The organism is Aeromonas caviae (assembly GCF_000819785.1).
Taxonomy (GTDB): Bacteria; Pseudomonadota; Gammaproteobacteria; order Enterobacterales; family Aeromonadaceae; genus Aeromonas; species Aeromonas caviae.
Map to the genome: position 1 here is coordinate 49,801 of NZ_CDBK01000110.1, position 20,202 is coordinate 70,002.

Below are 20,202 nucleotides of genomic sequence, written 5' to 3' on the forward strand. Positions count from 1 at the left end.
TTCCCCCGCCTGCAGGAAGTCCCCCAGGGTCAGCTCGGGGGTCAGCTCCCGCTGGCGATGCGCGGCCAGCCAGGCCCGCGCCTCCCGGTTGAAGCGCAGTATCTCGGCGACGAAGCGATAGAAGCGCGGGCTCAGCAGATTGCGGCGCCGGGCGAACAGGGTATCGAGGTTGTGGCCGTTGTACTCCATCCCCTCGGGACTCTTGACCGAGAAGCTCATCTCGGCGGGTTGGCGCCCCACCCCGATGCGCTCCAGCAATTTGAGGAAGTTGGGATAGGTACGGTCATTGAAGACGATGAAGCCGGTGTCGATGGCATAGTGGCGCCCAGCCTGTTCCACCTCCACGGTGGCGGTGTGGCCTCCCAGGGTCGGCGCCGCCTCGAACAGGGTGATGTCATGCAGCTTGTGGAGCAGAAAACCGGCGGTGAGACCGGAGATACCGGAGCCGACGATGGCGATCTTTTTCTTCATGAAGGGCGTCCTTTCGAAACGAGTGTGCGGCCAAGGCGCAGCCAGAGCCCCGTCGGCAGAGCGCCGAGCAGGCGCAGCAGCCAGATGAAGCGACGGGGAAAGTGGATCTGGTGGCGACCGGCGGCAAGCCCCGTCATGATGGCGCGGGAAGCCTCTTCCACCGTCACCAGGCAGGGCATGGGAAAATCATTCTTGTCGGTGAGCGGCGTCTGCACGAAGCCCGGGCGGATCAGGGTCACCCCGATGCCCTTGCTGGCCAGATCCAGGCGCAACGTATCCGCCAGATAATCGAGGGCCGCCTTGGAGGCGCCATAGGCCTCCGCCCGTGGCAGGGGCAGCCAGCTCACCGAGGAGCTGACGATGGCAAGCCGTCCACCCGCCCCCAGCCGCGGCAGCAAGGCGGCCAGGGCGTTGCCGGTGGCGATGAGGTTGGTCTCGATGACCCGGGCAAACAGGGCGCCGTCAAAGCCTTCTGCCGGATCCATGTATTCACAGTTGCCCGCATTGAGGATGAGCAGGTCGAGGACGGGCAGGCTTGCGGCCACCCCGGCCGTGGCGGCGCTGTCGCGCGCATCGAATCGCAAAGGGGTGATCCCCAGCTCGGCCAGTGCCTGCAAGCGCACCTCGTCCCGGCCACAACCCCACACCTGCCAGCCGGCGCGCCGATAATCCAGCGCCAGCTGGCGGCCGATGCCCGAGGTGGCCCCGGTGATCAGCACCCGGCCGCTCATGTCCCCAGCCTCCCCTTGATGGCCCGTACCACGGGCCCCAGCAGCGGCAACTGCTCGTAGAGCATGGCCCCGAGATCGAAGTAGTCCCGGTGCAGGCACACCTTGCCCCAGGAGTCGAACGTCAGCCGGGTGGCCCCCTCGACCCTGACAGCCCGGCCACCGGCAATCCTGGGGTGGGAGAAGGTCATGACCCAGGCGAGCCAGGCTTCGTTGCCCGACTGCTGCTGACTCGTTATCTCGAAACTGCACTGGGCAAGGCGCTCATAAAGGGAGGAAAAGTAACGGGTGAGCGCGGCCAGCCCCTCTATCCGGTGCGCAGGATCGATGAAGAGCACCTCATCGGCATAGACCTCCGGCAAGCGGTGCAACTGATGCTTGTCCAATTGCAGGTAGAGGATGACAAAGCGGGCCAGCGCGTCATTCATGCTAGTTTTTCTCCAGTTCGCGGAATATCTCGATGGCCCTCACCCGTGCAACGGCATGATCCACCATGGGGGCCGGATAATCCTGCCGCCCCTTGAGCCGCAACCAGCCGTGGGGCTCGTGGAGATAGGCAGCAGGCACATCCGCCAGCTCAGTGACCCAGGTACGAATGAACTCCCCTTGTGGATCAAATCGTTGCCCCTGGGTGGTGGGGTTGAAGACCCGGAAATAGGGCGCCGCATCGGCCCCGGTCCCCGCCGCCCACTGCCAGCCACCATTGTTGGCCGCCAGATCCCCGTCGATGAGCCGGCTCATGAAGTAGTCCTCCCCGAGCCGCCAGTGGATGTGGAGATCCTTGGTGAGGAAGCTCGCCACTATCATCCGCAGCCGGTTGTGCATCCAGCCCGTGGCGTTGAGGCAGCGCATGGCCGCATCGACCACGGGGTAGCCGGTGCGCCCCTCGCACCAGGCGGCGAAGGCATCCGGATCCCAGCTCCACGGCAGGGCCGCCGTCTCCGGCTTGAAGGGGCGGTTCATGGAGAGGCTCGGGATCAGCACCAGCAAGTGGCGGTAGAACTCGCGCCAGATGAGCTCGTTGAGCCAGACAAAACCGGGTTGGGCCTTCGACTGGGGCCGGTAGCCGAGACGCTGCTGCAGTGCCCCCACGCACTGGCGGGCACTGATGATGCCCGCCGCCAGATAGGGGGAGAGCACGGAGGTGCCCGCCAGCGCCGGAAAGTCCCGGGTCTCGCCGTAATCGAGTACCGCCTGATCCAGAAACGCGTGCAACCGGCGGCTCGCCTCGGCCTCCCCCACCGGCCAGCGGGTGTCCGCCGTCAGATCCCCCAGCCCGTCGTCCACCCACTCCCGCTCGGCCAGGGGCAGCCACGGCAACGGCTCGCCGCGTGGTGCGGGGGCACGGTGAATGACGAAGCCATCCTCCTCGAGAGCCTTGAGCCAGGCGCGGCTGAAGGGGGTGAAGACCTTGAACATCTCCCCCGACCCGGTCAGCACCCGACCGGGCGGCAGCACGCAGCAGCCGTTGAACCAGTGGCTGGTCAGGCCCTGCTCCCCCAGCGCGGCGCTGACGGCGTGGTCGCGGCGCAGCTCGTCAATCTCGATGGCCTGGTTGGCGTAGAGCTGGCTCACCCCGAGATCCCGGCAGAGCGCCGTCAGCGCCGTCGGCACCTCGGCAAAGGTCTCGACCCGCAGCAAATGAAGCGGAATGCCGAGGGCCGCCAGCTCTCGGCCCATGGCATCCACCTGTGCCAGCATGAAGCGCTGGCGGACCAGGGCCAGCTTGTGCGTCTGCCACTGGGTCGGCGAGACGATGAAGAGTGCGGCGACCGGTTCATCTCCGGCGCAGGCGTGGCGCAGGGCCGGGTTGTCGGCCAGACGCAGATCGTTGCGAAACCAGACCAGCCTCATGACGGTGTTCTCCCGCCCTTGCCCTTCGCCTTGGCAGTGCGGGGCGTCACACTGACCTCTGCCAGGGTGGCGTGCCAGTTGCGGGCACGCCGCCACGGCTCATCGTAGAGGCGTCCCAGCTCGCCAAAGAAGCGGGTACCCGCAGGCCATTCGGCTGCCTGGTCCTGCTTGCCGAGCCCAGCCCCCAGCAGGATCAGCCAGGGGGGAGTGGCGCGCCCCTCCAGCAGGGTGGCATGGCGGGGCTCCACCGCCCCCAGCAGTTGCACCTCATAACCCTGACCGATAAGCTCATACGCAGCCCAGACCAGATCCAGCGGCCCCACCTGCCCCCAGCTTGCCAGGGTGACGGGGACGCCCTTCTCCTGCTCGATGAGGTGGCGGGCGAAGCGGGTATGCAGCCAGCCGAGCCACACCTGTTGCAGCAGCTCGCCATCGGGGCGCTCGCGCCACAGACCCAGCAGCCGCTCCACCAGGGGCTGCAGCACCCGGCTGCGCACCAGCTCGAAGGGGTAGCTCGCCAGCAGATCGCCAAGCTCGGCCTCCGCCTTGCGCTGGTTGAAGGCAAGCAGCGCCTGGCTGAACAGCTCCAGGGTCTGCTGCCAGTGATCGCTCACTGGCGCACTCTGGGGCTCGCTCAGCAGCCCCTTCACCTGGCCTATGCTCACCCCCCGCTCCAGCCAGCTCAGGATCTCGCCTATCTGGCGGATATCCTGCTCGCTGTAGAGGCGATGACCCTTCTCGGTTCGGGCCGGTTGCACCAGCCCGTAGCGGCGCTGCCAGGCGCGCAGGGTGACGGCGTTGACGCCGGTGAGGCGGGAGACCTCGCGAATGGGGTAGACACCCTCGTCGGGGAGAGGCGCGGCGGCTTGTGATTCATCAGACATGAAAGAGTCCATCAAACGTTGGGAAGAGGCCCCGGTCATCCACCAGGGCCTGCACAGAGGGTTCAGAGCCCGTAGCGCAGCTTGAGCGTGTCGGGATGAAGGTCGAGGTAGGCCTGATCGGCCAAATCCAGCCACACCTTCACAGCCCGTAACGCAATTTCAGCGTGTCGGGATGGGGATTGAGGTACACCTGCTCGGCGAGATAGGGGTTCGGGTACTCGCGCAGGTAGTGGCGGATCAGGGTAAGGGGCACCAGCAACGGGAAGACCCCGGTGCGGTACTTGTCGATGGTGTCGCACAGCTCCTGCTTCTGGGCCGGGGTCAGCACCCGCTTGAAGTAGCCCTGCAGGTGCATCAGCACATTGGTGTGGCTGCGGCGGTTGGCCCGCAGGGTCAGCGCCGCCATCAACCCCTGGATGTAGCTGTCGGCCACCTCCTGCAGGTTGGCCTTGCCAAGGTTGGCGAGCAGGCGCCCCAGCGCCCGGTAGTGGGTGGTGGCGTGGGAGAGCACCAGGTACTTGTAGCGTGAATGGAAGCGGATCAGGGCTGAGGCGGTAATCCCCCGGGCGCAAAGCTGCTGCCAGTCGTGATAGGCGAAGACCCGCAGCACGAAGTTCTCCCGCAGGATGGGGTCGCACAGGCGGCCATCTTCCTCCACCGGCAGCAGGGGGTTGGCCTCCATCAGCGCCTTGGCGAAGAGGCCGACCCCCTCCTTGGCGCTCCCCTCGTTGTTGGCGCCATAGATGCGCACCCGCTCCATGCCGCAGCTGGGGGACTTGGCGCAGAGGATGTAGCCGGAGAGGAAGTCGAGCTGGCGTGCCTTCTGCTCGCTGAAGGCAATCAGCTTGTCGGTGACGTCGAAGCTGCCGTTGCTTGCCTCGGCCCGCACCTCGCCCTGGCGCTTCACCAGCCGGATGGCGGCGCGGGGTGCGCCCAGGCCAATGGCCATCTCGGGGCAGACGGGGTGATAGTCGAAATGGGCACCCAGATCCCGTTCGCAGAAACTGGATCGTTTGTGGCCCCCGTCGAAGCGCACTTCCTGACCGAGCAGACAGGCACTGATACCGACCTTTATCTTGTACATGATGAAGCCCCTTGTATAAGCCTTGAGTAAGTTATAGCAGTTATACAAAAGATTGGAAGCTGTATAACTATTGCGAACTGATACGGCCAGGGGGCGGCGGGCGGATCAGCCCCCATAAAAAAAACCCATGACCGAAGTCATGGGTAAAGGTGAAGACCCAGCAGGAAGGATGATCAGAAGCTGTATTTCACACCCAGGCTGGAGATGGAGCCTTTTTGCAGATCCCAGTTGCGATAGGTGTAGTCGGCGGTGAGGGCCAGGTTCTGGGTCAGCTTGTAGGCCGCCCCCGCCTTGAAGTCGTGCATGTCGTCGGTCATGTTGGCGTAGCGATAGCCGGTGGAGAGCTCGACGGCGCCGATGTCGTAGCGCAGGCCCACTTCTCCGTAGAGGCTGCCGCTCTTCTTGCGGGCCAGGGTATCCCAACCGGAGTGGTTCACGTCGGAGGCCAGCTCCCGTTCCAGGCTGTAGCCCATCAGGCCGGTTTCACCGTAGAGGTTCAGTCCGGTGCTGAGGGGGGTGTAGACACCCATCCCCAGGCTGGAGATGGCCATGCTGTCGTTGCCGCTGCTGCGGGAGGTGTATTCGCTGCCGATCCGGCCATAGACATTGCTGGTGAAGCTCTTGGAGAGATCCAGGCTCAGGCCGCCGAAGTCGCGGTTCTCCCCATCCTTGCCACCGATGTAGTCAGACTTGGTGTGGGCCCAGGTAGCAGAGCCCTTGGCATAGCTGAAGGCATCTTGCGCCAGGACGGAGGTGGAAGAGAGACCGGCCAGAACCAGAACAGACAGTGCGATCTTTTGCATTTTGTTGACTCCATGGGTTGAGTTAGGCGGACCTAACTGGAATGGAGCCATTGTGACGGGCAAAGGGGGCAACGCCGAGGAGCAAGCTGTTGCCAAACCATGTCAGATGTAAGCGGATATTGCTGGCGGTTACCGGTGCAACACTCTGCGGGGGAGCGAGGGCTCCCCCGCCGTCATCCTAGCGGAACTCCACCTCGTCGATCTGCACCCGCACCAGCGGCTTGCCGGTGAGGCCGGCGGGTCGTGCCAGCTCGATGGCCCGGGAGGCGCGTGCCTCCCCCTTGCGCAGGTAGGAGTCAGGCAGGCGGTTCTCCCCGACCCAGAAGCGCACGGGCTCGCTCGAGAGCTGCACCCCGTCGGCGCTGAACAGGGTCAGGCTGCCGTTGACGCGCACCACGTTGCGACTGCCGGTGTTGCTCACCACGAACTGCAGGCTGAGGGGATCGTCCCCCGCCACCTGGTCCAGCTTCACCGTGATGCCGTCCCGGGTCGCCTGGGAGAGCAAGTCGGGATGGGCCATGGCCTGCTCGGTCAGCACCGGGGCCGCGACACTCGCCGTCACTGCCTGACCGGCTACCGTGGCTGCCGGCTTGACCAGCAGGTATTCCCAGGTGAAATCGTCATTGAGTTGCACCTGGCGACCATCCGGCAAGGTGATCTGGTGCAGGGGAGCCGCCTCGGCCAGCAGAGGGCACAGACAGAGGGCGACCAGCAGTCGGGAGAGGGGTTTCATGGGCAGGCACTCGATAAAGGATGCGAAGGGGGCAGTATAAAGAGTCGTGCCCTCCTTGCCTATGACCCCCCTCACGTTACGCCCCGGCTCAGATGACCAGGGGGTGGGGATCCTCCAGCGTGGCCAGATCCAGGGTCACCAGATCGAACTGGGCACTCCTGAGGGCCTTCTGGATGGTGGGCTGCATGTCGAACACCAGGGCCCGCAGCCGTTCGGGCACCCGGATCCTCGCAAGGGTGGTGACCCTGTCACCCAGGGTATGGAAGAAGACCTGGGCGCCCCCCAGCCCCATGTCCACCAGCATCTGCTCGGCCATGTCGACCATCCGCAGGTGCCGCCTGTCCAGGGAGGTCATATCGACAAAGCGCCGGCTCAGGCAGGCCTCCCCCACGTCTCCCCAGAGCGCCAGTTGCCGCTGGTGAAAGCCGTAGCGAAAATCCCGGTTGGTCATCCCCTGCTCGGCAAAGATCCAGAGGGTGTTGGCGGGCAGGCTGTGAAAGCGACGCAGGTACTCCCGCTTCTCCTCCACCGAGGCCGACATCAGCAGCGGCGGGCCCTCTTCATGTTCGAGCTGCTGGCAGAGGTAGCGCACCGGGTCGGTCACCTCGGCGAGGTGGCCCAGGTGGGCGCTGAAGATCATCTCGTCGGTCTTGAGCACCTGATGGGGGATGCCGTAGTGCCGGCAGTAGCGCTGTGCCCTGGCCACCGACTGGCGGCTGAGGGTGGGGTTGTCCAGGGTGATGGCGCGAAATCGCACCCCGCTGGCCCGGCACAGATCCATGCTGTAGCAGGATTCCAGTCGGCCGGAGAAGGAGACAAGCAGTTCGCTGTAACCGGCCAGGGTGTTGATGAGCCTCTGTTCCCTGGATTGAAAGGTCTGATCGTATCCCCGATTCAGCGCAACGACATTGGCATCCATAACAACAACTCCGGATGATGAACTGGATACCATTTTGCCCGCCCCAAGCTGAATATACACTTAAAGAGTGCGGGTAAAACTGTACATTATTTGCTCCAAATCAACGCTTTCCCCACTTTTTTTTCGCTGCGAAGCGAAACTGGCTCCCCTCAGGCAGGCAGCAGCCCCTTGGCGATCAGGTGCGCCCGGCACCGGGCCGGATCGGTGAAGATCAGCCCCCGCAGACCGAGCGCCTCGGCCGCCGCCACGTTGGCCGGGCTGTCGTCGATAAAGAGGCACTCCCCAGCCTTGAGGTCGAACGACACCAGCAGATAGCGGTAGATGTCGGGCTCGGGTTTGAGCATCCGCACCCGGGCCGACACCACCTTGCCGCTGAAGAAGCGCCAGAAGGACTGATGCTGCTCCAGCCAGTCGATGCTGGCGTGCCCCATGTTGGAGAGGGCATAGAGGGGGTGGCCTGCACCGTGCAATTCTTCGATGAGCGCCACCATGGCGGGATCCGGCACAAGGGAGGACGGCACCGCCTGCAAGATGGCCAGATTCTCCGCCATCGACAGGCCGGTGCGCCCCTGCGCCTGACGAGCCATGGTGTGCAGAGAGAGGGTCCCCCTGTCCACCTCCAGCCAGTCCGGGTGGTTGAACAGCTGCTCCGCGATCGCTGTCGCCCCCTCGGGTCCGCGCACCCCACTCACTATGGCCACCGGATCCCAGCGCACCACCACCCTGCCCAGATCGAAGATCACCGCCATCGTCTCGTCCCCTCTATGTGTTGTTGCCACGGATGTGGTCACGGCGGTTGCCATAAACAGGGACTAGAACGACGCTCACTCTCCCCCGGCAACCCGAGCCACCACCCTGCCCCGTTCAACGCCCCCGGGCAAGTTTTACTTGCATCGCACCGCCAAATCCCTTAATGGTTATGGCGTTACATTCAGGACACGCCCATGAACACACCATTCTTCTTTGTTTTCTCGTTTACCCGGCCCACATGAGGGAAGGCCCGTCGTCACGTGAACCATTCGCGTAAACAGAAACCAAAGACGAATCGAGCCTCCCCAGCGGAGGCTTTTTTTTGCACCACACACCACAGAATCACTGGATAGGGAACCACCATGGCAACGCTCGACGAGATCAGACACGACATCACCCAGTTGGATCAGGAGCTGCTCGCCCTGCTGGCCAAACGCAAGACCCTCAGCATCGAGGTCGCCCGCGCCAAGCAGGCCAATCCCCGTCCCATCCGCGACCACCAGCGCGAACAGGACTTGCTGGTCGCCCTGATCCAGAAAGGGCGCGCCCTCGGACTGGATGCCCAGTACATCACCCGCATCTACCACACCATCATCGAAGACTCCGTGCTCTCCCAGCAGGCCTACCTGCAGAGCCTGCTCAACCCCCAGCAGCAGGAGCCCATGACCAGCGTTGCCTACCTGGGACCGCGCGGCTCCTACTCGAGCCTGGCCGCCCGCAAGTACCTGGCCCGCTACAAGGATCAGGTGATCGAGGTGAACTGCCAGAACTTCCGCGAGGTGCTGGACACCGTGGAGTCGGGCCGTGCCGCCTTCGGGGTGCTGCCCATCGAGAACACCAGCTCGGGATCCATCAACGAGGTGTACGACGTGATGCAGCACACCACCCTCTCCATCGTGGGTGAGCTCACCTATCCCATCGAGCACTGCATCCTCACCGCCGTGCCCACCGAGATCGAACGCATCAAGACCTTCTACGCCCATCCCCAGGTGTTCCAGCAGTGCTCCCATTACCTCAGCAAGCTGGAAGGGGCGCGCCACGAGATCTGCGACTCCTCCTCCAGCGCCATGATGAAGGTCAAGGAGCTGGCAAGCCCGGAAGCGGCGGCCATCGGCAGCGCCGCAGGCGGCGAGCTCTACGGCCTGGACGTGCTGGCCGAGCAGCTCGCCAACCAGAAGGAGAACTACAGCCGCTTCATCGTGGTGGCGCGCAAGCCCATCGACGTGGCGCCCCAGATCCCGGCCAAGACCACCCTCATCATGTCCACCTCCCAGAAGCCGGGCTCCCTGGTGGAGGCGCTGCTGGTGCTGCGCAGCCACGAGATCAACATGACCAAGCTGGAATCCCGTCCGGTGCAGGGCAACCCCTGGGAGGAGATGTTCTACCTGGATGTCTCCGCCAACCTGCAGACCCCGGCCATGCAGGCCGCCCTGCTGGAGCTGACCAAGATCACCCGCTACATCAAGGTGCTGGGCTGCTACCCGAGCGAAGACGTCAAGCCGACCGCCGTGCCGCCCGTCTTGATGGGAAGCTGATGGGGAGCAGATCCCGCCCCTGCTACACAAAGGCGAGCCCCGGCTCGCCTTTGTGCTCTCTGCGCCCTCCCCGTGAGACGCGGCCCAGTCCCGCCCTTCCCTTCCGGCGTTAAACCGCCCTCCACCCCCTTCCTCGTGGACCCGGGATCCTGGCGCGGCTGTCTTTCCACTCACCATCAGGCCATCTTCCTCCCGTTGCGGCCCCCTTTTGCCGCCTGCAGGGCCTTTCTATCGTTTGACTTTATTTAACGACATGGTGATATCGTTAGATTTTCCTAAACAAAAAAGCCGCCATTCCGGCGTCCGGGCGCCTCTTGTTCTACTTCAGCCCCCTTTTTCCTCGCCACAGGCCGGATCCCGCCCGGCCCATCAACTCCGTTTCTCCTGCCGAAGATCAGCTCCCCCCCAAGACGCCATCCCCGTTTATCCTCCCAAGACGCTATACCGCCCACGCACCAACCCCGGTTACCCTCACCGCAGGCCCTATCCCGTCCAAGGCGCCAACTCCGGTTATCCCCCGCAGATCCGAGCCCCTTCCCGACCAAACAAAAAGGCGAGCCTGCGCTCGCCTTTGTCTGTGCCGTGATGATCGCCGGGCTCATGCCGGCGCCCCCCGGACCCGCCCTAGAACTGGCCCGCCATCAGCTGGTTCAGGTGATAGAGGTTGCGGGTATCGAGCTCCAGCTCGGTGGCATAGGTGTTGCCACGGGGATAGGTCGCCACCACCCGGGCACCGCGCACCATGCCCGCCACCGACACATCCAGGGAGTTGGAGGTCTGTGTCAGGTCCTTGTAGCTGCTCTGGCCGCGCACCTGCTGGCCGTTGAGCTGCTCCGCCAGCTCCCGGTAGGCGTCCATCTTGGAGGCGCGGATCGCCTGCAACATCTTCTCGGACTGGGAGGGACCGGGCTGGATGTCGATCACCGCATACCCCACCGCCTTGAGCACCGGGAAGTCATCGGGCTTCTCGCCCACGTCATAGTTCACCACCCGGTTGCCACTGCACGCCGTCAGCAACATGGCCATCAGGCAACCCAACAAGATTTTCATCGCTGTTTCCCCGCTTTCCTGTTCACCATACACGATGTTTCACGGCTCAATGTCAGCCAGCCCGCTTCACGCTTCATGACGCGCCACCTCAAGGGGTCAGGTTGACCAGATGACCGGACGGGCTCTGGCCCCCCCGCATCAGGTAACCGCGATTGATGGAGGCCCGGCCAAAGGAGTTGCTGGCACCGGACAAATATTGTTTCGGGATCAGGCTCTGGGCCGTGGTCTCCACCATCTTGGTGCGTAGATCGATGATGCGGGCGTTGACTAGGATCCCCTGCTGATTGCGGCTGAAGGTGCCGGTCAGGATGCGGGAGATGGGCAGCCGGGACGAGAGATCCTTGTAGTTGCGGCTCATCACGAAGTCCCCCTGCGGGGTCACCTGGATGTTGCCCGTGGTCTTGAAATCCACCACCACCTCACCGCGCCGGTTCAGCTCGTAGATGAAGCTCTCCTCGATCTGCTGCCCCATCCAGTTGGTGTCCTTCAGGGTGTCGAGATCGACAAAGGAGGCGACCGCAATGGGCTCGGTCAGGGTCGTGAGAGACTTGCGCTCCATCAGCTGATCCGTCATGCGGGCCACCAGCCAGTTGAGCTCCATCCCCTTCGCCGCCTGGCGAGGGTCTCCCAGCTCCCGATTGATGGGGTCGGCCGACCCGCAACCGACCAATGCCAGCGCCACCGCCAGCACCGTGATAACTCTCTTCATGGATACCTTTCCTGTATCTGCACCTGACCTGTTATCGGTCGCAACCGCCAACACTTGAGGCGGGAATGCGCGCAGGATCCTCGATGATCCCCGGGCAAAGGCGTGTACTGTGCCACCGGAGCCCGCCGTACGGGCTCCGGCCAGGGAAGAAGGCATGGTTCTTGCTTTTATTTGGTCACCCGCTCCGGTCCAGACCGGATCTGTGTCCAGGATCCCTGACCCGCCCCACCGGCGGCAGCGGGGTCGCCCACTCAAGGTGTTTGTTATGAAAGTTTCGCTGCTGTTCACCCTGCTGCTGGCCAGCCTGTCGGCCAGGGCCGAACCTATCGAGGCCCAGGGCAGTGCCGCCATTCTGGGGGGCGACGAGGTCTACGCCCGCGAGCAGGCGACCCGGGATGCCCTGCGCCAGGCGCTGCTGGCCAGCGGTGCCTCCGTCTCCAGCATCCAGCGCCTGGAAAACGGCAGCCTGCGCTCCGAGCAGATCCAGATCCGCTCCGGCGGTGACATCCGTCAGTACCGCCTCAAGCGCGAAGAGGTGCGCAACGGCCGCATGTACATCACCCTCGTGGCCGACATCCAGGCGGAGCGGCAGATCTGCCAGACCCAGCACTACGCCAAGGATTTGACGCTGGTGCGCCTGCGCATGCGCTACCCGGACCAGGCGAGCACCGGTGCCCTGGACGACATGCCGGCGGATCTCTCCCGCCGGCTGTTTGAAACCCTGGCGACGACGCCCCAGGTGGTCGCTCGCCAGTGGCTGGACGAAAACCTGCGCATCGATCCTCTCCATCTGCAACAGGGGGATCGCAGCGCCCTCGAGGAGATCAAGGCCCTGAGCCTACGCACCGACAGCCAGTATCTGGTGCTCGGCAGCATCGACGACCTCTCCCTCGAGCCCCAGGGCAACGCCCTCACCAGCTGGTATGAGGATCCTGTGCGCAACTTCTCCATGCAGCTCTACCTGTTCGACGGCATCAACGGCAGCCTGCTCGGCCGCAAGGAGTACAAGGGCCGCGCCAACTGGACCTTCTCCAAGCGGGAGCAGGTGGGCAGCAGCGGTGGCCAGTTCTGGCAGTCGAGCTTTGGCCAGGAGGTGGGCTACCAGTTGAAGGAGGCGGCCCAGGACATTGCCGCCGAACTCGCCTGTGCCCCCGTCACCGCCCGGATCGTGGCCCAGCACGAGCGCGGCCCCCACATCAACCTGGGCCGCCGCAACGGGGTCAAGCTCGGGGACCAGTTCCGGGTCCAGCACAGCGCCGACTTCGTCGACCCCTATGGCAAGTCCAGGGTGATGCGCAACCCCGCAGACGGTCTGTTCGAGGTGGTGCAGGTGTTTGAGGATGGCGCCATCATCAGCAGTCAGAACAAATATTCGCCGTTCAATGTCCAAATCGGTGACCTGGCCGTATTGGAATAGGAATCAAGGGTTTAAAAGCACAATGCTTCTTGTATAATGCCCGCCACAAGGTTCCCGTAGCTCAGCAGGATAGAGCGGTCCCCTCCTAAGGGACAGGCCACTGGTTCGACTCCAGTCGGGAACACCATACACAGCAAGGGGCTGGCATCGTCATGATGCCAGCCCCTTGTGCGTTTCTGCGCCATTTCCCCTGCATCCATGGCGGCCAGGTCCCGCCCCCCCCTCTTCAATGTCTCACTGCCACCAACAACCCCGCGAGCCCCACCAAAGATGATCCCGGCCATCCCCCTGTAGTTGCCACTCCCGGTGGCGGCACACCGTCATCTACCCTTGAAGGGCGCCGTCCGGCAGGACGGCCCTCCATTCGCCGAGACACAGAGAAGGACATCATGGGCAGCAAACGAAAATCCAGAACGGAAGAACCGGTCGTGGCCGAGGCGCAAAAGCCCCTTGGCAACAAGGCATACGAAAAGGCGCTGCGCCTCTTGCACGTGGAGCTGGTCAGGCTGCAGCAGTGGGTGGTGCACAAGGGGCTCAAGGTCTGCATCGTCTTCGAGGGGCGTGACGGGGCCGGCAAGGGGGGCACCATCAAGGCGATCACCGAGCGGGTCAGCCCCCGGGTCTTTCGGGTCGTCGCACTGCCTGCCCCCACGGAGCGGGAGAAGAGCCAGCTCTACTTCCAGCGCTACATCCCCCATCTGCCAGCGGCGGGGGAGATCGTCATCTTCGATCGCAGCTGGTACAACCGGGCCGGGGTGGAGCGCATCATGGGTTTTTGCAGCGAGGAGGCGAGCGACAAATTCCTGGCTGGCACCCCCATGGTGGAAAAAGCCCTGGTGGACTCTGGCATCATTCTGCTGAAGTACTGGCTGGAGGTGACCCCACAAGAGCAGGAGCGGCGGCTGCGGGATCGCATCGACGATGGCCGCAAGATCTGGAAGCTCTCCCCCATGGACATCAAGTCCTTCGATCGCTGGGATGACTACACCCGGGCGCGGGATGCCATGTTCATCGCCACCGACACCGCCTGGGCCCCCTGGTTCGTGGCCCACTCCGAGGACAAGAAACGGGTGCGCCTCAACATCATCTCCCACCTGCTGGCGCACATCCCCTACGAGGCGCTGCCAGCCGAGCCGGTGAAGTTGCCCAAGCGCAAGATAGGCAAAGTCAAACCATCGGATCACCCGCTTCGCATCGTGCCAGCCCTCTTCTAGCCAGAGGGGGGTGAGCCCTGGCTCACCCCCTTTCCCTTCCAGCCTCAAGGGGCAACCGGCGCTGCCGGTATCATCCAATGGCTTGTTGTTGCTCACGTTTTCCCGTTTGCCTCCCCTATACTTCAGCGACATTCAGGTCTGGCCGAGCGAGGAGGCCCCCATGTTGCGACTGTTTGCCCTGCTGCTTGTCTGCCTGGTGCTCCCGGTGCGGGCACTGACCCTGACCCCGGTGGCGGGGGAGCTACGCCACCCCTGGGGGCTCGCCTTCCTGCCGGATGGCGGCTACCTCGTCAGCGAGCGCCCTGGGCGTCTGCTGCGCATCGATGCGGGTGGCAACCGCCATGTGGTCTCCGGCCTGCCGCCCCTCGCCGCCACGGGTCAGGGGGGCCTGCTCGATCTCGCCCTGGACGGCGATGGCTGGCTCTATCTCAGCTACAGCGAGCCGGGGGACGGGGGGGCTGGCACCGCCGTGGCCCGGGCCCGGCTGCAAAAAGAGGCCCTCGTCGACTGGCAACTGCTGTTTCGCCAAGAGCCCAAGGTGGTCGGCGGCGCCCATTTCGGCTCCCGCCTGGTGCTGACGGATGACCACCTCTTCATCACCCTGGGGGATCGCTACAGCGAGCGGGAGCGGGCCCAGACGCTGGACAACCACCTCGGCAAGACGGTGCGCCTGCACAAGGATGGCCGGGTCCCCGCCGACAACCCCTTCGTCAAGACGCCGGGGGCCCTGCCGGAGATCTGGAGCCTGGGTCATCGCAACATGCAGGGGGCCGCCCTGCGTCCGGGCAGCCAGCAGTTCTGGGCTCACGAGCACGGCCCCCAGGGCGGGGACGAGGTGAACCTCATCCTGCCAGGCCACAACTACGGCTGGCCCAGAGTGACCTTTGGCGAGGAGTACGGGGGCGGCAAGATTGGCGTGGGCCAGAGCGCGCCGGGCATGACGGCACCGCGCTGGATCTGGGTGCCCTCCATCGCACCCTCGGGCATGGCCTTTTATCAGGGGAACCTGTTCAGGGAGTGGCAGGGGGATCTGTTCGTCGGCGCCCTGCGCGGTCAGGCCTTGTTGCGCCTGCACCTCGACGGAGACAAGATAGTGTCGGCAGAGCGGCTGCTGACCGATCTGGGGGAGCGGATCCGTACCGTCAAGGAGGGCCCCGACGGCGCCCTCTACCTGTTGACGGATTCAGGCCAGGGGCGCCTGCTCAAACTGACCCCATAGCATGAAAGGAGCAAGGATGAAGACGAATCGCATGCTGCTGGTGCTGTGCACCAGCCTCTGGTTGCTGGGCTGCAACACCATCCACGGGATGGGACGGGACATCGAGAAGGCGGGGGAGGTGATCCAGGGCTCCGCCAAACTGACGGACGCACCGGCCGCAGAGGGTCGCTGATCCCGGTCAGGTGGCGCTGTGGTTCGCCCCCTGTCGCCCCTTTCCTTACCCCTGTTCGGCGCCGGCCGCCAGACTGGCCAGCGGCGCCATGGTCACCCTGACCCCGTGCTGTGCCAATGCCTCGCGGGCGCTCTGGGGCAGTTGCTCGTCGGTGATCACCTGATCGATCGCATCCCAGCTCACCACGTTGAAAGTCCCCACCTTGCCATATTTGGACGAATCGCAGATGAGGATGCGGGTCGCCGCCGACTCCACCACGGCCCGCTTCACCGGCACCTTCTGTTCGCTCGGGGTGGAGATCCCCTGACTGTCCCAGGAGGAGGCTGACAGGAAGGCGATGTCCAGATGGAGGTTGCGCAGGAAGTGGGCGGTGGCCTCCCCGGCACAGGACTGGTTCTCGCGAATGACCTGACCCCCGGTGTGATAGAGGCGGCAGCGGCCGTGCTCGATGAGGTAGGCGCAGACCATGAAGTCGTTGGTCACTATCATCAAGTCTTCCCGAAGCGCCAGCTCCCGGGCCAGCTCCAGGGAGGTGGTACCGGCATCCAGATAGACGGTGCTCCCCTCGCTCACCTGGGCGGCGGCGAGCCGGGCAATGGCCAGCTTGGCCCCCTGCATCAGGCTGCGCTTGGCGGCGTGTGAGGGCTCGCTCTTGATCCGCTGGGAGAGGCTGACCCCGCCGGAGACAGAGAGTACCCTCCCCTGCTCCTCCAGCTTCTGGATGTCGCGCCTGATGGTCATGTGGGAGACCTGCAGCCAGTCGGTCAGCTCCACTATGCTGACCACGCCGCGCTCTGCCAGCAGTTGCAGGATACGTTGCTGTCGCTCTACGGGAATCATCTTGCCTCGCGCCTCGGGAAAAGGAAGGTGCCATTCTACCCCAGCGACCTGGGAAAAAATGATAAATAACCTGAAACGGGCTCACAAATCACATTTATTCACAATAAAAACGCCAAAATTTGACTCGAAAGAATCTCAACCTTCATAAATAACAAAAATTAACACTCAATAAGTTATTTTTTGTGATGCCTGCCTGATATTTCATCGCCGCAAGCCTCTACTATCTGCTCATCAGTCGTAATCGAGGAATCACGAGATGAGCACTCCCTATCATGTTGCGGTCATCGGCCTGGGCGCCATGGGCATGGGCGCCGCCCGTTCCTGCCTGCGGGCCGGGCTCACCACCTATGGCATCGACCTCAGCGAACAGGCCCGCGGCCAGTTGCAGCAGGCCGGTGCCGCCGCCGTCATGGCCGATGCCAGGCCCCTGGCCGAGACGCTCGATGCCGTACTGTTGCTGGTGGTCAACGCCACCCAGGTGCGCCGCATCCTGCTCGGCGAAGCGGGGCTGGCTCGCCACCTGAAGCCGGGCACCGCCATCATGGTCTCCTCCACCATAGCCGCCGAAGAGGCGAGCGCCCTGGCCGCCGAGCTGGCGCTGATGGGGTTGCCGATGCTGGATGCGCCGGTTTCCGGTGGTGCCATCAAGGCCGATGCCGGCGAGATGACGGTGATGGCCGCAGGCTCAGACGCAGCCTTCGACAAGCTGGCCCCGGTGCTGGATGCGGTGGCCGGCAAGGTCTACCGGGTCGGCAGCGAGCCGGGTCAGGGCAGCACGGTCAAGATCATCCACCAGCTGCTGGCCGGGGTGCACATCGCGGTGGCCGCCGAAGCCATGGCCCTGGCCAGCCGGGCAGGCGTGTCCCTGGATCTCATGTATGACGTGGTGACCCATGCCGCCGGCAACTCCTGGATGTTTGAAAACCGCATGCCCCGGGTGCTGGCCGGTGACTACCAGGCCCGCTCCGCAGTGGACATCTTCGTCAAGGATCTCACCCTGGTGGCCGACACCGCCAAGGCGCTGCGCTTCCCGCTGCCGCTCGCGAGCACGGCGCTGAACATGTTCCTCGGTGCCAGCAACGCGGGCCACGGTCTGGAAGATGACAGCGCCGTCATCAAGATCTTCTCAGGCATCACCCTGCCGGGTCAGGAGGAGCAAGCATGAAACTCGGAGTCATCGCAGACGACTTCACCGGCGCCACCGACATCGCCGGTTTCCTGGTGGAGAACGGCCTCTCCACCATCCAGTTTGCCGGCATCCCGGCAGAGGCGGATCTGACCGGGGTCGACGCCGTGGTGATCAGCCTCAAGAGCCGCTCCTGCCCGGCCGATGAGGCAGTGCGCGACTCCCTGGCGGCCCTCGACTGGCTCAAGGCCCGCGGCTGCCCGCGCATCTACCAGAAATACTGCTCCACCTTCGACAGCACGGCAGCGGGCAACATCGGCCCCGTCACCGACGCCCTGCTGGCGGCGCTTGGCCAGAGCTTTACCCTGATCTGTCCGGCCCTGCCGGTGAACGGTCGCACCGTCTATCAGGGCAACCTCTTCGTCGGCACCCAGCCGCTGGCCGAGTCCGGCATGCGCCATCACCCCATCACCCCCATGACCGACAGCAACCTGCTGCGGCTGATGGAGGGGCAGGCCCAGGGCCGCGCCGGTCTGGTGCCGTTCAATACCATCTCACAGGGTCCCGGCGCCATTGCCGACGCCTTTGAGCAGCTAACGCAAGCTGGTGTGCGCTACGCCGTGGTCGACACCCTGACCGAGCAGCACCTGCTGGACATCGCCACCGCCGCCCTCGACATGCCCCTGGTGACCGGCGGATCCGGCCTCGCCATCGGCCTGGCCCGTCAGCTTGGCAGCGGCGATCTGCAGGGTGCCCGCGAGGCGGGCTGGCCCAGAGGCACCCGCGCCGCGGTGCTGTCAGGCTCCTGCTCCGAGATGACCAACCGTCAGGTGGCCCGCTATCGCCAGCACGCTCCTGCCCTGGCGCTGGATGTGGTGCGCTGCCTCGAGGATGCCGACTACCCGGCCGAGCTGGCGCGCTGGGTACTGGACCAGCCCCGGACACCGGCGCCGCTGGTCTACGCCACCACCAGCCCGGTTGAGCTGGCCCGCATTCAGGAAACCCACGGCCAGCAGACGGCCAGCGACGCGGTGGAACACTGCTTTGCCCGCCTCGCCCAACTGCTGCAAGGCGCCGGCGTGGACCGCTTCATCATCGCCGGTGGCGAGACCTCGAGCCGGGTCACCCAGGCCCTCGGCGTCAAGGCGTTCCACATAGGCCCGCAGATCGCCCCCGGTGTGCCCTGGGTGCGGGCCATCGACGCCCCCCTCTCGCTGGCCCTCAAGTCCGGCAATTTCGGGAGCGACGACTTCTTCGACAAGGCTCAGGAGTACTTCCATGACTGAACAGGCACTGCGCGACACCATGGTGATGCTGGGGGCCTCCCTCTTCCAGCGCGGTTATGCCACCGGGGGCGCCGGCAACCTCTCCGCCCTGCTGCCGGACGGTACCCTGATCGCCACCCCGACCGGCTCCTGCCTGGGACGGCTCAGCGCCGACAGGCTCTCTCACGTCAACCTGCAGGGGGAACACCTGGGAGGTGATCGCCCCTCCAAGGAGGTGGCCTTCCACCTCGCCATCTACCACAACAATCCGGACTGCCGGGCCGTGGTGCACCTGCACTGCACCCACCTGACCGCCCTCTCCTGTCTGGAGGGGCTGGATCCGGCCAACGTCATCCGCCCCTTCACCCCCTACTACGTGATGCGGGTCGGCCAGTTGCCGCTCATCCCCTACTACAAACCGGGGGATGCCCGCATCGCCGAGGAGCTGGGGCGCCGCGCCCCCGAAGGCAACGCCTTCCTGCTTGCCAACCACGGCCCCGTGGTGACGGGCAAGGATCTGGTGGATGCGGTCAACAACATGGAAGAGCTGGAGGAGACGGCGCGCCTGGCACTGATGCTTCATGGCCACTCCATCCGCTACCTGAGCGAACCCGAAATTGATGAATTGAGGAGGATGAAACCATGAGCAAGTTTGCCGCCAATCTCACCATGCTGTTTACCGAGGTGCCGTTCCTGGAGCGCTTCGCCGCCGCCCGCGACGCAGGCTTCGAGGCGGTGGAGTTCCTCTTCCCCTACGAGTGGCCGGCCGCAGAGCTGGGCCGCCGCTTGCGCGAGCAGGGGCTCTCCCAGGCCCTGTTCAACATGCCGCCGGGCAACTGGGGCGCGGGGGAGCGCGGCATGGCCGCCATCCCAGGGCGGGAAGCGGAGTTTCGCGCCCACCTGCCAAGCGTGCGTGACTATGCCCTGGCGCTCGGCTGCACCAAGGTACACGCCATGAGCGGCATCGTGGACCCTGCTCATAGCCTCTCGGCCCACCGCCAGACCCTGATCGACAACATCCGCTTCGCCGCCGACTTCCTGGCCGAAGACGGCATCAAGGTACTGCTCGAGCCGCTCAACGATAGGGATGTGCCCGGTTACTTCCTGGCCCACCAGCTCGACGCCCTGGCCCTGGTGCAGGAGATAGACAGACCCAACGTGGGGGTGCAGCTCGACCTCTATCACGCCCAGATCATGGACGGGGATCTCACCCGTCTCATCGGCAAGCTGGGCCCGGCCATCGGCCACGTCCAGATCGCCTCGGTGCCCGCTCGCCACGAGCCGGACGAGGGGGAGATCGCCTACCCCCACCTGTTCAAGGTGCTGGCGCAGGCTGGCTACCACGACTGGATAGGCTGCGAATACAACCCCAGAGCCGGCACCCGGGAAGGGCTGGGCTGGCTGACACAACAATAACGACCCTGAACAT

At 64.7% G+C, this 20,202-nt stretch carries 22 protein-coding genes, 1 tRNA gene and 1 other annotated feature; of the genes, 10 read left to right on the forward strand and 13 right to left on the reverse strand.

Annotated elements, in window-relative coordinates; genetic code table 11:
- From BN1120_RS20005 to BN1120_RS20050, 10 genes are all read right to left on the reverse strand, one after another.
- A partial coding sequence (locus BN1120_RS20005; protein ID WP_042017711.1) for an NAD(P)-binding protein occupies positions 1–471 on the reverse strand: 471 nt, incomplete at its 3' end.
- On the reverse strand, positions 468–1,202 hold the full coding sequence (locus BN1120_RS20010; protein WP_042017712.1) for an SDR family NAD(P)-dependent oxidoreductase: 735 nt from the start codon (positions 1,200–1,202) through the stop codon (positions 468–470). The genes BN1120_RS20010 and BN1120_RS20005, both read right to left, overlap by 4 nt.
- On the reverse strand, positions 1,199–1,627 hold the full coding sequence (locus BN1120_RS20015) for a nuclear transport factor 2 family protein (protein ID WP_010673320.1): 429 nt from the start codon (positions 1,625–1,627) through the stop codon (positions 1,199–1,201). Before BN1120_RS20015 ends, BN1120_RS20010 begins: the two co-directional genes overlap by 4 nt.
- Position 1,628: 1 nt before the next feature.
- Positions 1,629–3,053: a deoxyribodipyrimidine photo-lyase gene (phrB, locus tag BN1120_RS20020; protein WP_042017713.1), complete on the reverse strand. Its 1,425-nt coding sequence runs from the start codon at positions 3,051–3,053 to the stop codon at positions 1,629–1,631.
- Positions 3,050–3,937, reverse strand: a complete 888-nt coding sequence (locus BN1120_RS20025; RefSeq protein WP_042017714.1) for a MerR family transcriptional regulator — start codon at positions 3,935–3,937, stop codon at positions 3,050–3,052. The genes phrB and BN1120_RS20025 overlap by 4 nt, the downstream gene beginning before the upstream one ends.
- A gap of 139 nt (positions 3,938–4,076) precedes the next feature.
- A complete protein-coding gene (locus BN1120_RS20030) occupies positions 4,077–5,021 on the reverse strand; it encodes a YbgA family protein (protein ID WP_010673317.1) in 945 nt (314 codons plus the stop codon).
- A 173-nt stretch (positions 5,022–5,194) separates the two neighbouring features.
- Positions 5,195–5,824, reverse strand: a complete 630-nt coding sequence (locus tag BN1120_RS20035) for an outer membrane beta-barrel protein (protein WP_039041374.1) — start codon at positions 5,822–5,824, stop codon at positions 5,195–5,197.
- A 178-nt stretch (positions 5,825–6,002) separates the two neighbouring features.
- Positions 6,003–6,557 (reverse strand): DUF3157 family protein, encoded by a 555-nt coding sequence (locus BN1120_RS20040; protein ID WP_039041373.1) that lies wholly within the window; start codon positions 6,555–6,557, stop codon positions 6,003–6,005.
- Positions 6,558–6,645: 88 nt separating this feature from the next.
- Positions 6,646–7,509, reverse strand: a complete 864-nt coding sequence (locus BN1120_RS20045; RefSeq protein ID WP_162183368.1) for an adenine nucleotide alpha-hydrolase family protein — start codon at positions 7,507–7,509, stop codon at positions 6,646–6,648.
- Between the two features lie 116 nt (positions 7,510–7,625).
- Positions 7,626–8,225 (reverse strand): HAD family hydrolase, encoded by a 600-nt coding sequence (locus BN1120_RS20050; RefSeq protein WP_042017716.1) that lies wholly within the window; start codon positions 8,223–8,225, stop codon positions 7,626–7,628.
- Between the two features lie 191 nt (positions 8,226–8,416).
- Positions 8,417–8,550, forward strand: a sequence feature (Phe leader region).
- A gap of 38 nt (positions 8,551–8,588) precedes the next feature.
- On the opposite strand from BN1120_RS20050, the gene pheA reads away from it, so the two are divergent.
- Complete coding sequence (gene pheA, locus BN1120_RS20055; RefSeq protein WP_010673312.1) at positions 8,589–9,761, forward strand: prephenate dehydratase; 1,173 nt, start codon at positions 8,589–8,591, stop codon at positions 9,759–9,761.
- A 624-nt stretch (positions 9,762–10,385) separates the two neighbouring features.
- Here the strand turns inward: pheA and BN1120_RS20060 are convergent.
- Together BN1120_RS20060 and BN1120_RS20065 are read right to left on the reverse strand one after the other, a co-directional pair.
- The gene (locus tag BN1120_RS20060; protein WP_010673311.1) at positions 10,386–10,811 is read right to left on the reverse strand and encodes an LPP20 family lipoprotein; all 426 of its coding nucleotides are present in this window, start codon (positions 10,809–10,811) and stop codon (positions 10,386–10,388) included.
- Between the two features lie 88 nt (positions 10,812–10,899).
- Positions 10,900–11,520, reverse strand: a complete 621-nt coding sequence (locus BN1120_RS20065) for a FlgO family outer membrane protein (RefSeq protein WP_010673310.1) — start codon at positions 11,518–11,520, stop codon at positions 10,900–10,902.
- A gap of 265 nt (positions 11,521–11,785) precedes the next feature.
- Between BN1120_RS20065 and BN1120_RS20070 the strand changes: the two genes are divergently transcribed.
- The 5 genes from BN1120_RS20070 to BN1120_RS21890 all read left to right on the forward strand — a co-directional run bounded on the left by BN1120_RS20070 (position 11,786) and on the right by BN1120_RS21890 (position 15,542).
- A complete protein-coding gene (locus BN1120_RS20070; RefSeq protein ID WP_042017717.1) occupies positions 11,786–12,937 on the forward strand; it encodes a flagellar assembly protein FlgT in 1,152 nt (383 codons plus the stop codon).
- 50 nt (positions 12,938–12,987) lie between these two features.
- Positions 12,988–13,064: transfer RNA gene (locus BN1120_RS20075), tRNA-Arg, on the forward strand.
- Between the two features lie 262 nt (positions 13,065–13,326).
- The gene (gene ppk2 / locus BN1120_RS20080) at positions 13,327–14,151 is read left to right on the forward strand and encodes a polyphosphate kinase 2 (protein ID WP_010673303.1); all 825 of its coding nucleotides are present in this window, start codon (positions 13,327–13,329) and stop codon (positions 14,149–14,151) included.
- 160 nt (positions 14,152–14,311) lie between these two features.
- Positions 14,312–15,370 carry a PQQ-dependent sugar dehydrogenase gene (locus BN1120_RS20085; RefSeq protein ID WP_042017718.1) on the forward strand — a complete coding sequence of 353 codons (1,059 nt, stop codon included), beginning with the start codon at positions 14,312–14,314 and terminating at the stop codon, positions 15,368–15,370.
- A gap of 16 nt (positions 15,371–15,386) precedes the next feature.
- Positions 15,387–15,542: an entericidin A/B family lipoprotein gene (locus tag BN1120_RS21890; RefSeq protein WP_010673301.1), complete on the forward strand. Its 156-nt coding sequence runs from the start codon at positions 15,387–15,389 to the stop codon at positions 15,540–15,542.
- 45 nt (positions 15,543–15,587) lie between these two features.
- On the opposite strand, the gene BN1120_RS20090 is transcribed toward BN1120_RS21890, so the two are convergent.
- On the reverse strand, positions 15,588–16,382 hold the full coding sequence (locus BN1120_RS20090) for a DeoR/GlpR family DNA-binding transcription regulator (protein WP_042017719.1): 795 nt from the start codon (positions 16,380–16,382) through the stop codon (positions 15,588–15,590).
- 256 nt (positions 16,383–16,638) lie between these two features.
- Here BN1120_RS20090 and ltnD point away from each other — a divergent pair, with 256 nt between their 5' ends.
- Genes ltnD through otnI form a run of 4 tightly spaced genes read left to right on the forward strand, consistent with a single transcriptional unit; the run spans position 16,639 to position 20,189 of the window.
- The gene (ltnD, locus tag BN1120_RS20095) at positions 16,639–17,547 is read left to right on the forward strand and encodes an L-threonate dehydrogenase (protein ID WP_042017720.1); all 909 of its coding nucleotides are present in this window, start codon (positions 16,639–16,641) and stop codon (positions 17,545–17,547) included.
- Complete coding sequence (otnK, locus tag BN1120_RS20100) at positions 17,544–18,794, forward strand: 3-oxo-tetronate kinase (RefSeq protein WP_042017721.1); 1,251 nt, start codon at positions 17,544–17,546, stop codon at positions 18,792–18,794. Before ltnD ends, otnK begins: the two co-directional genes overlap by 4 nt.
- Complete coding sequence (gene otnC, locus BN1120_RS20105) at positions 18,787–19,419, forward strand: 3-oxo-tetronate 4-phosphate decarboxylase (RefSeq protein WP_041214644.1); 633 nt, start codon at positions 18,787–18,789, stop codon at positions 19,417–19,419. Before otnK ends, otnC begins: the two co-directional genes overlap by 8 nt.
- Positions 19,416–20,189: a 2-oxo-tetronate isomerase gene (gene otnI / locus BN1120_RS20110; protein ID WP_042017722.1), complete on the forward strand. Its 774-nt coding sequence runs from the start codon at positions 19,416–19,418 to the stop codon at positions 20,187–20,189. The genes otnC and otnI overlap by 4 nt, the downstream gene beginning before the upstream one ends.
- Positions 20,190–20,202 lie beyond the last annotated feature (13 nt).

What these genes read in the sequence shown, in the direction of transcription:
- BN1120_RS20050 (WP_042017716.1), bottom strand. Translation starts at nt 8,225, where the DNA reads ATGGCGGTGATCTTCGATCTGGGCAGGGTGGTGGTGCGCTGGGATCCG.
- BN1120_RS20070 (WP_042017717.1), top strand. Translation starts at nt 11,786, where the DNA reads ATGAAAGTTTCGCTGCTGTTCACCCTGCTGCTGGCCAGCCTGTCGGCC.
- BN1120_RS20025 (WP_042017714.1), bottom strand. Translation starts at nt 3,937, where the DNA reads ATGTCTGATGAATCACAAGCCGCCGCGCCTCTCCCCGACGAGGGTGTC.
- BN1120_RS21890 (WP_010673301.1), top strand. Translation starts at nt 15,387, where the DNA reads ATGAAGACGAATCGCATGCTGCTGGTGCTGTGCACCAGCCTCTGGTTG.
- phrB (WP_042017713.1), bottom strand. Translation starts at nt 3,053, where the DNA reads ATGAGGCTGGTCTGGTTTCGCAACGATCTGCGTCTGGCCGACAACCCG.
- BN1120_RS20060 (WP_010673311.1), bottom strand. Translation starts at nt 10,811, where the DNA reads ATGAAAATCTTGTTGGGTTGCCTGATGGCCATGTTGCTGACGGCGTGC.
- BN1120_RS20040 (WP_039041373.1), bottom strand. Translation starts at nt 6,557, where the DNA reads ATGAAACCCCTCTCCCGACTGCTGGTCGCCCTCTGTCTGTGCCCTCTG.
- otnC (WP_041214644.1), top strand. Translation starts at nt 18,787, where the DNA reads ATGACTGAACAGGCACTGCGCGACACCATGGTGATGCTGGGGGCCTCC.
- BN1120_RS20015 (WP_010673320.1), bottom strand. Translation starts at nt 1,627, where the DNA reads ATGAATGACGCGCTGGCCCGCTTTGTCATCCTCTACCTGCAATTGGAC.
- BN1120_RS20035 (WP_039041374.1), bottom strand. Translation starts at nt 5,824, where the DNA reads ATGCAAAAGATCGCACTGTCTGTTCTGGTTCTGGCCGGTCTCTCTTCC.
- BN1120_RS20045 (WP_162183368.1), bottom strand. Translation starts at nt 7,509, where the DNA reads ATGGTATCCAGTTCATCATCCGGAGTTGTTGTTATGGATGCCAATGTC.
- BN1120_RS20085 (WP_042017718.1), top strand. Translation starts at nt 14,312, where the DNA reads ATGTTGCGACTGTTTGCCCTGCTGCTTGTCTGCCTGGTGCTCCCGGTG.
- BN1120_RS20010 (WP_042017712.1), bottom strand. Translation starts at nt 1,202, where the DNA reads ATGAGCGGCCGGGTGCTGATCACCGGGGCCACCTCGGGCATCGGCCGC.
- BN1120_RS20030 (WP_010673317.1), bottom strand. Translation starts at nt 5,021, where the DNA reads ATGTACAAGATAAAGGTCGGTATCAGTGCCTGTCTGCTCGGTCAGGAA.
- otnK (WP_042017721.1), top strand. Translation starts at nt 17,544, where the DNA reads ATGAAACTCGGAGTCATCGCAGACGACTTCACCGGCGCCACCGACATC.
- pheA (WP_010673312.1), top strand. Translation starts at nt 8,589, where the DNA reads ATGGCAACGCTCGACGAGATCAGACACGACATCACCCAGTTGGATCAG.
- ltnD (WP_042017720.1), top strand. Translation starts at nt 16,639, where the DNA reads ATGAGCACTCCCTATCATGTTGCGGTCATCGGCCTGGGCGCCATGGGC.
- BN1120_RS20065 (WP_010673310.1), bottom strand. Translation starts at nt 11,520, where the DNA reads ATGAAGAGAGTTATCACGGTGCTGGCGGTGGCGCTGGCATTGGTCGGT.
- ppk2 (WP_010673303.1), top strand. Translation starts at nt 13,327, where the DNA reads ATGGGCAGCAAACGAAAATCCAGAACGGAAGAACCGGTCGTGGCCGAG.
- BN1120_RS20090 (WP_042017719.1), bottom strand. Translation starts at nt 16,382, where the DNA reads ATGATTCCCGTAGAGCGACAGCAACGTATCCTGCAACTGCTGGCAGAG.
- otnI (WP_042017722.1), top strand. Translation starts at nt 19,416, where the DNA reads ATGAGCAAGTTTGCCGCCAATCTCACCATGCTGTTTACCGAGGTGCCG.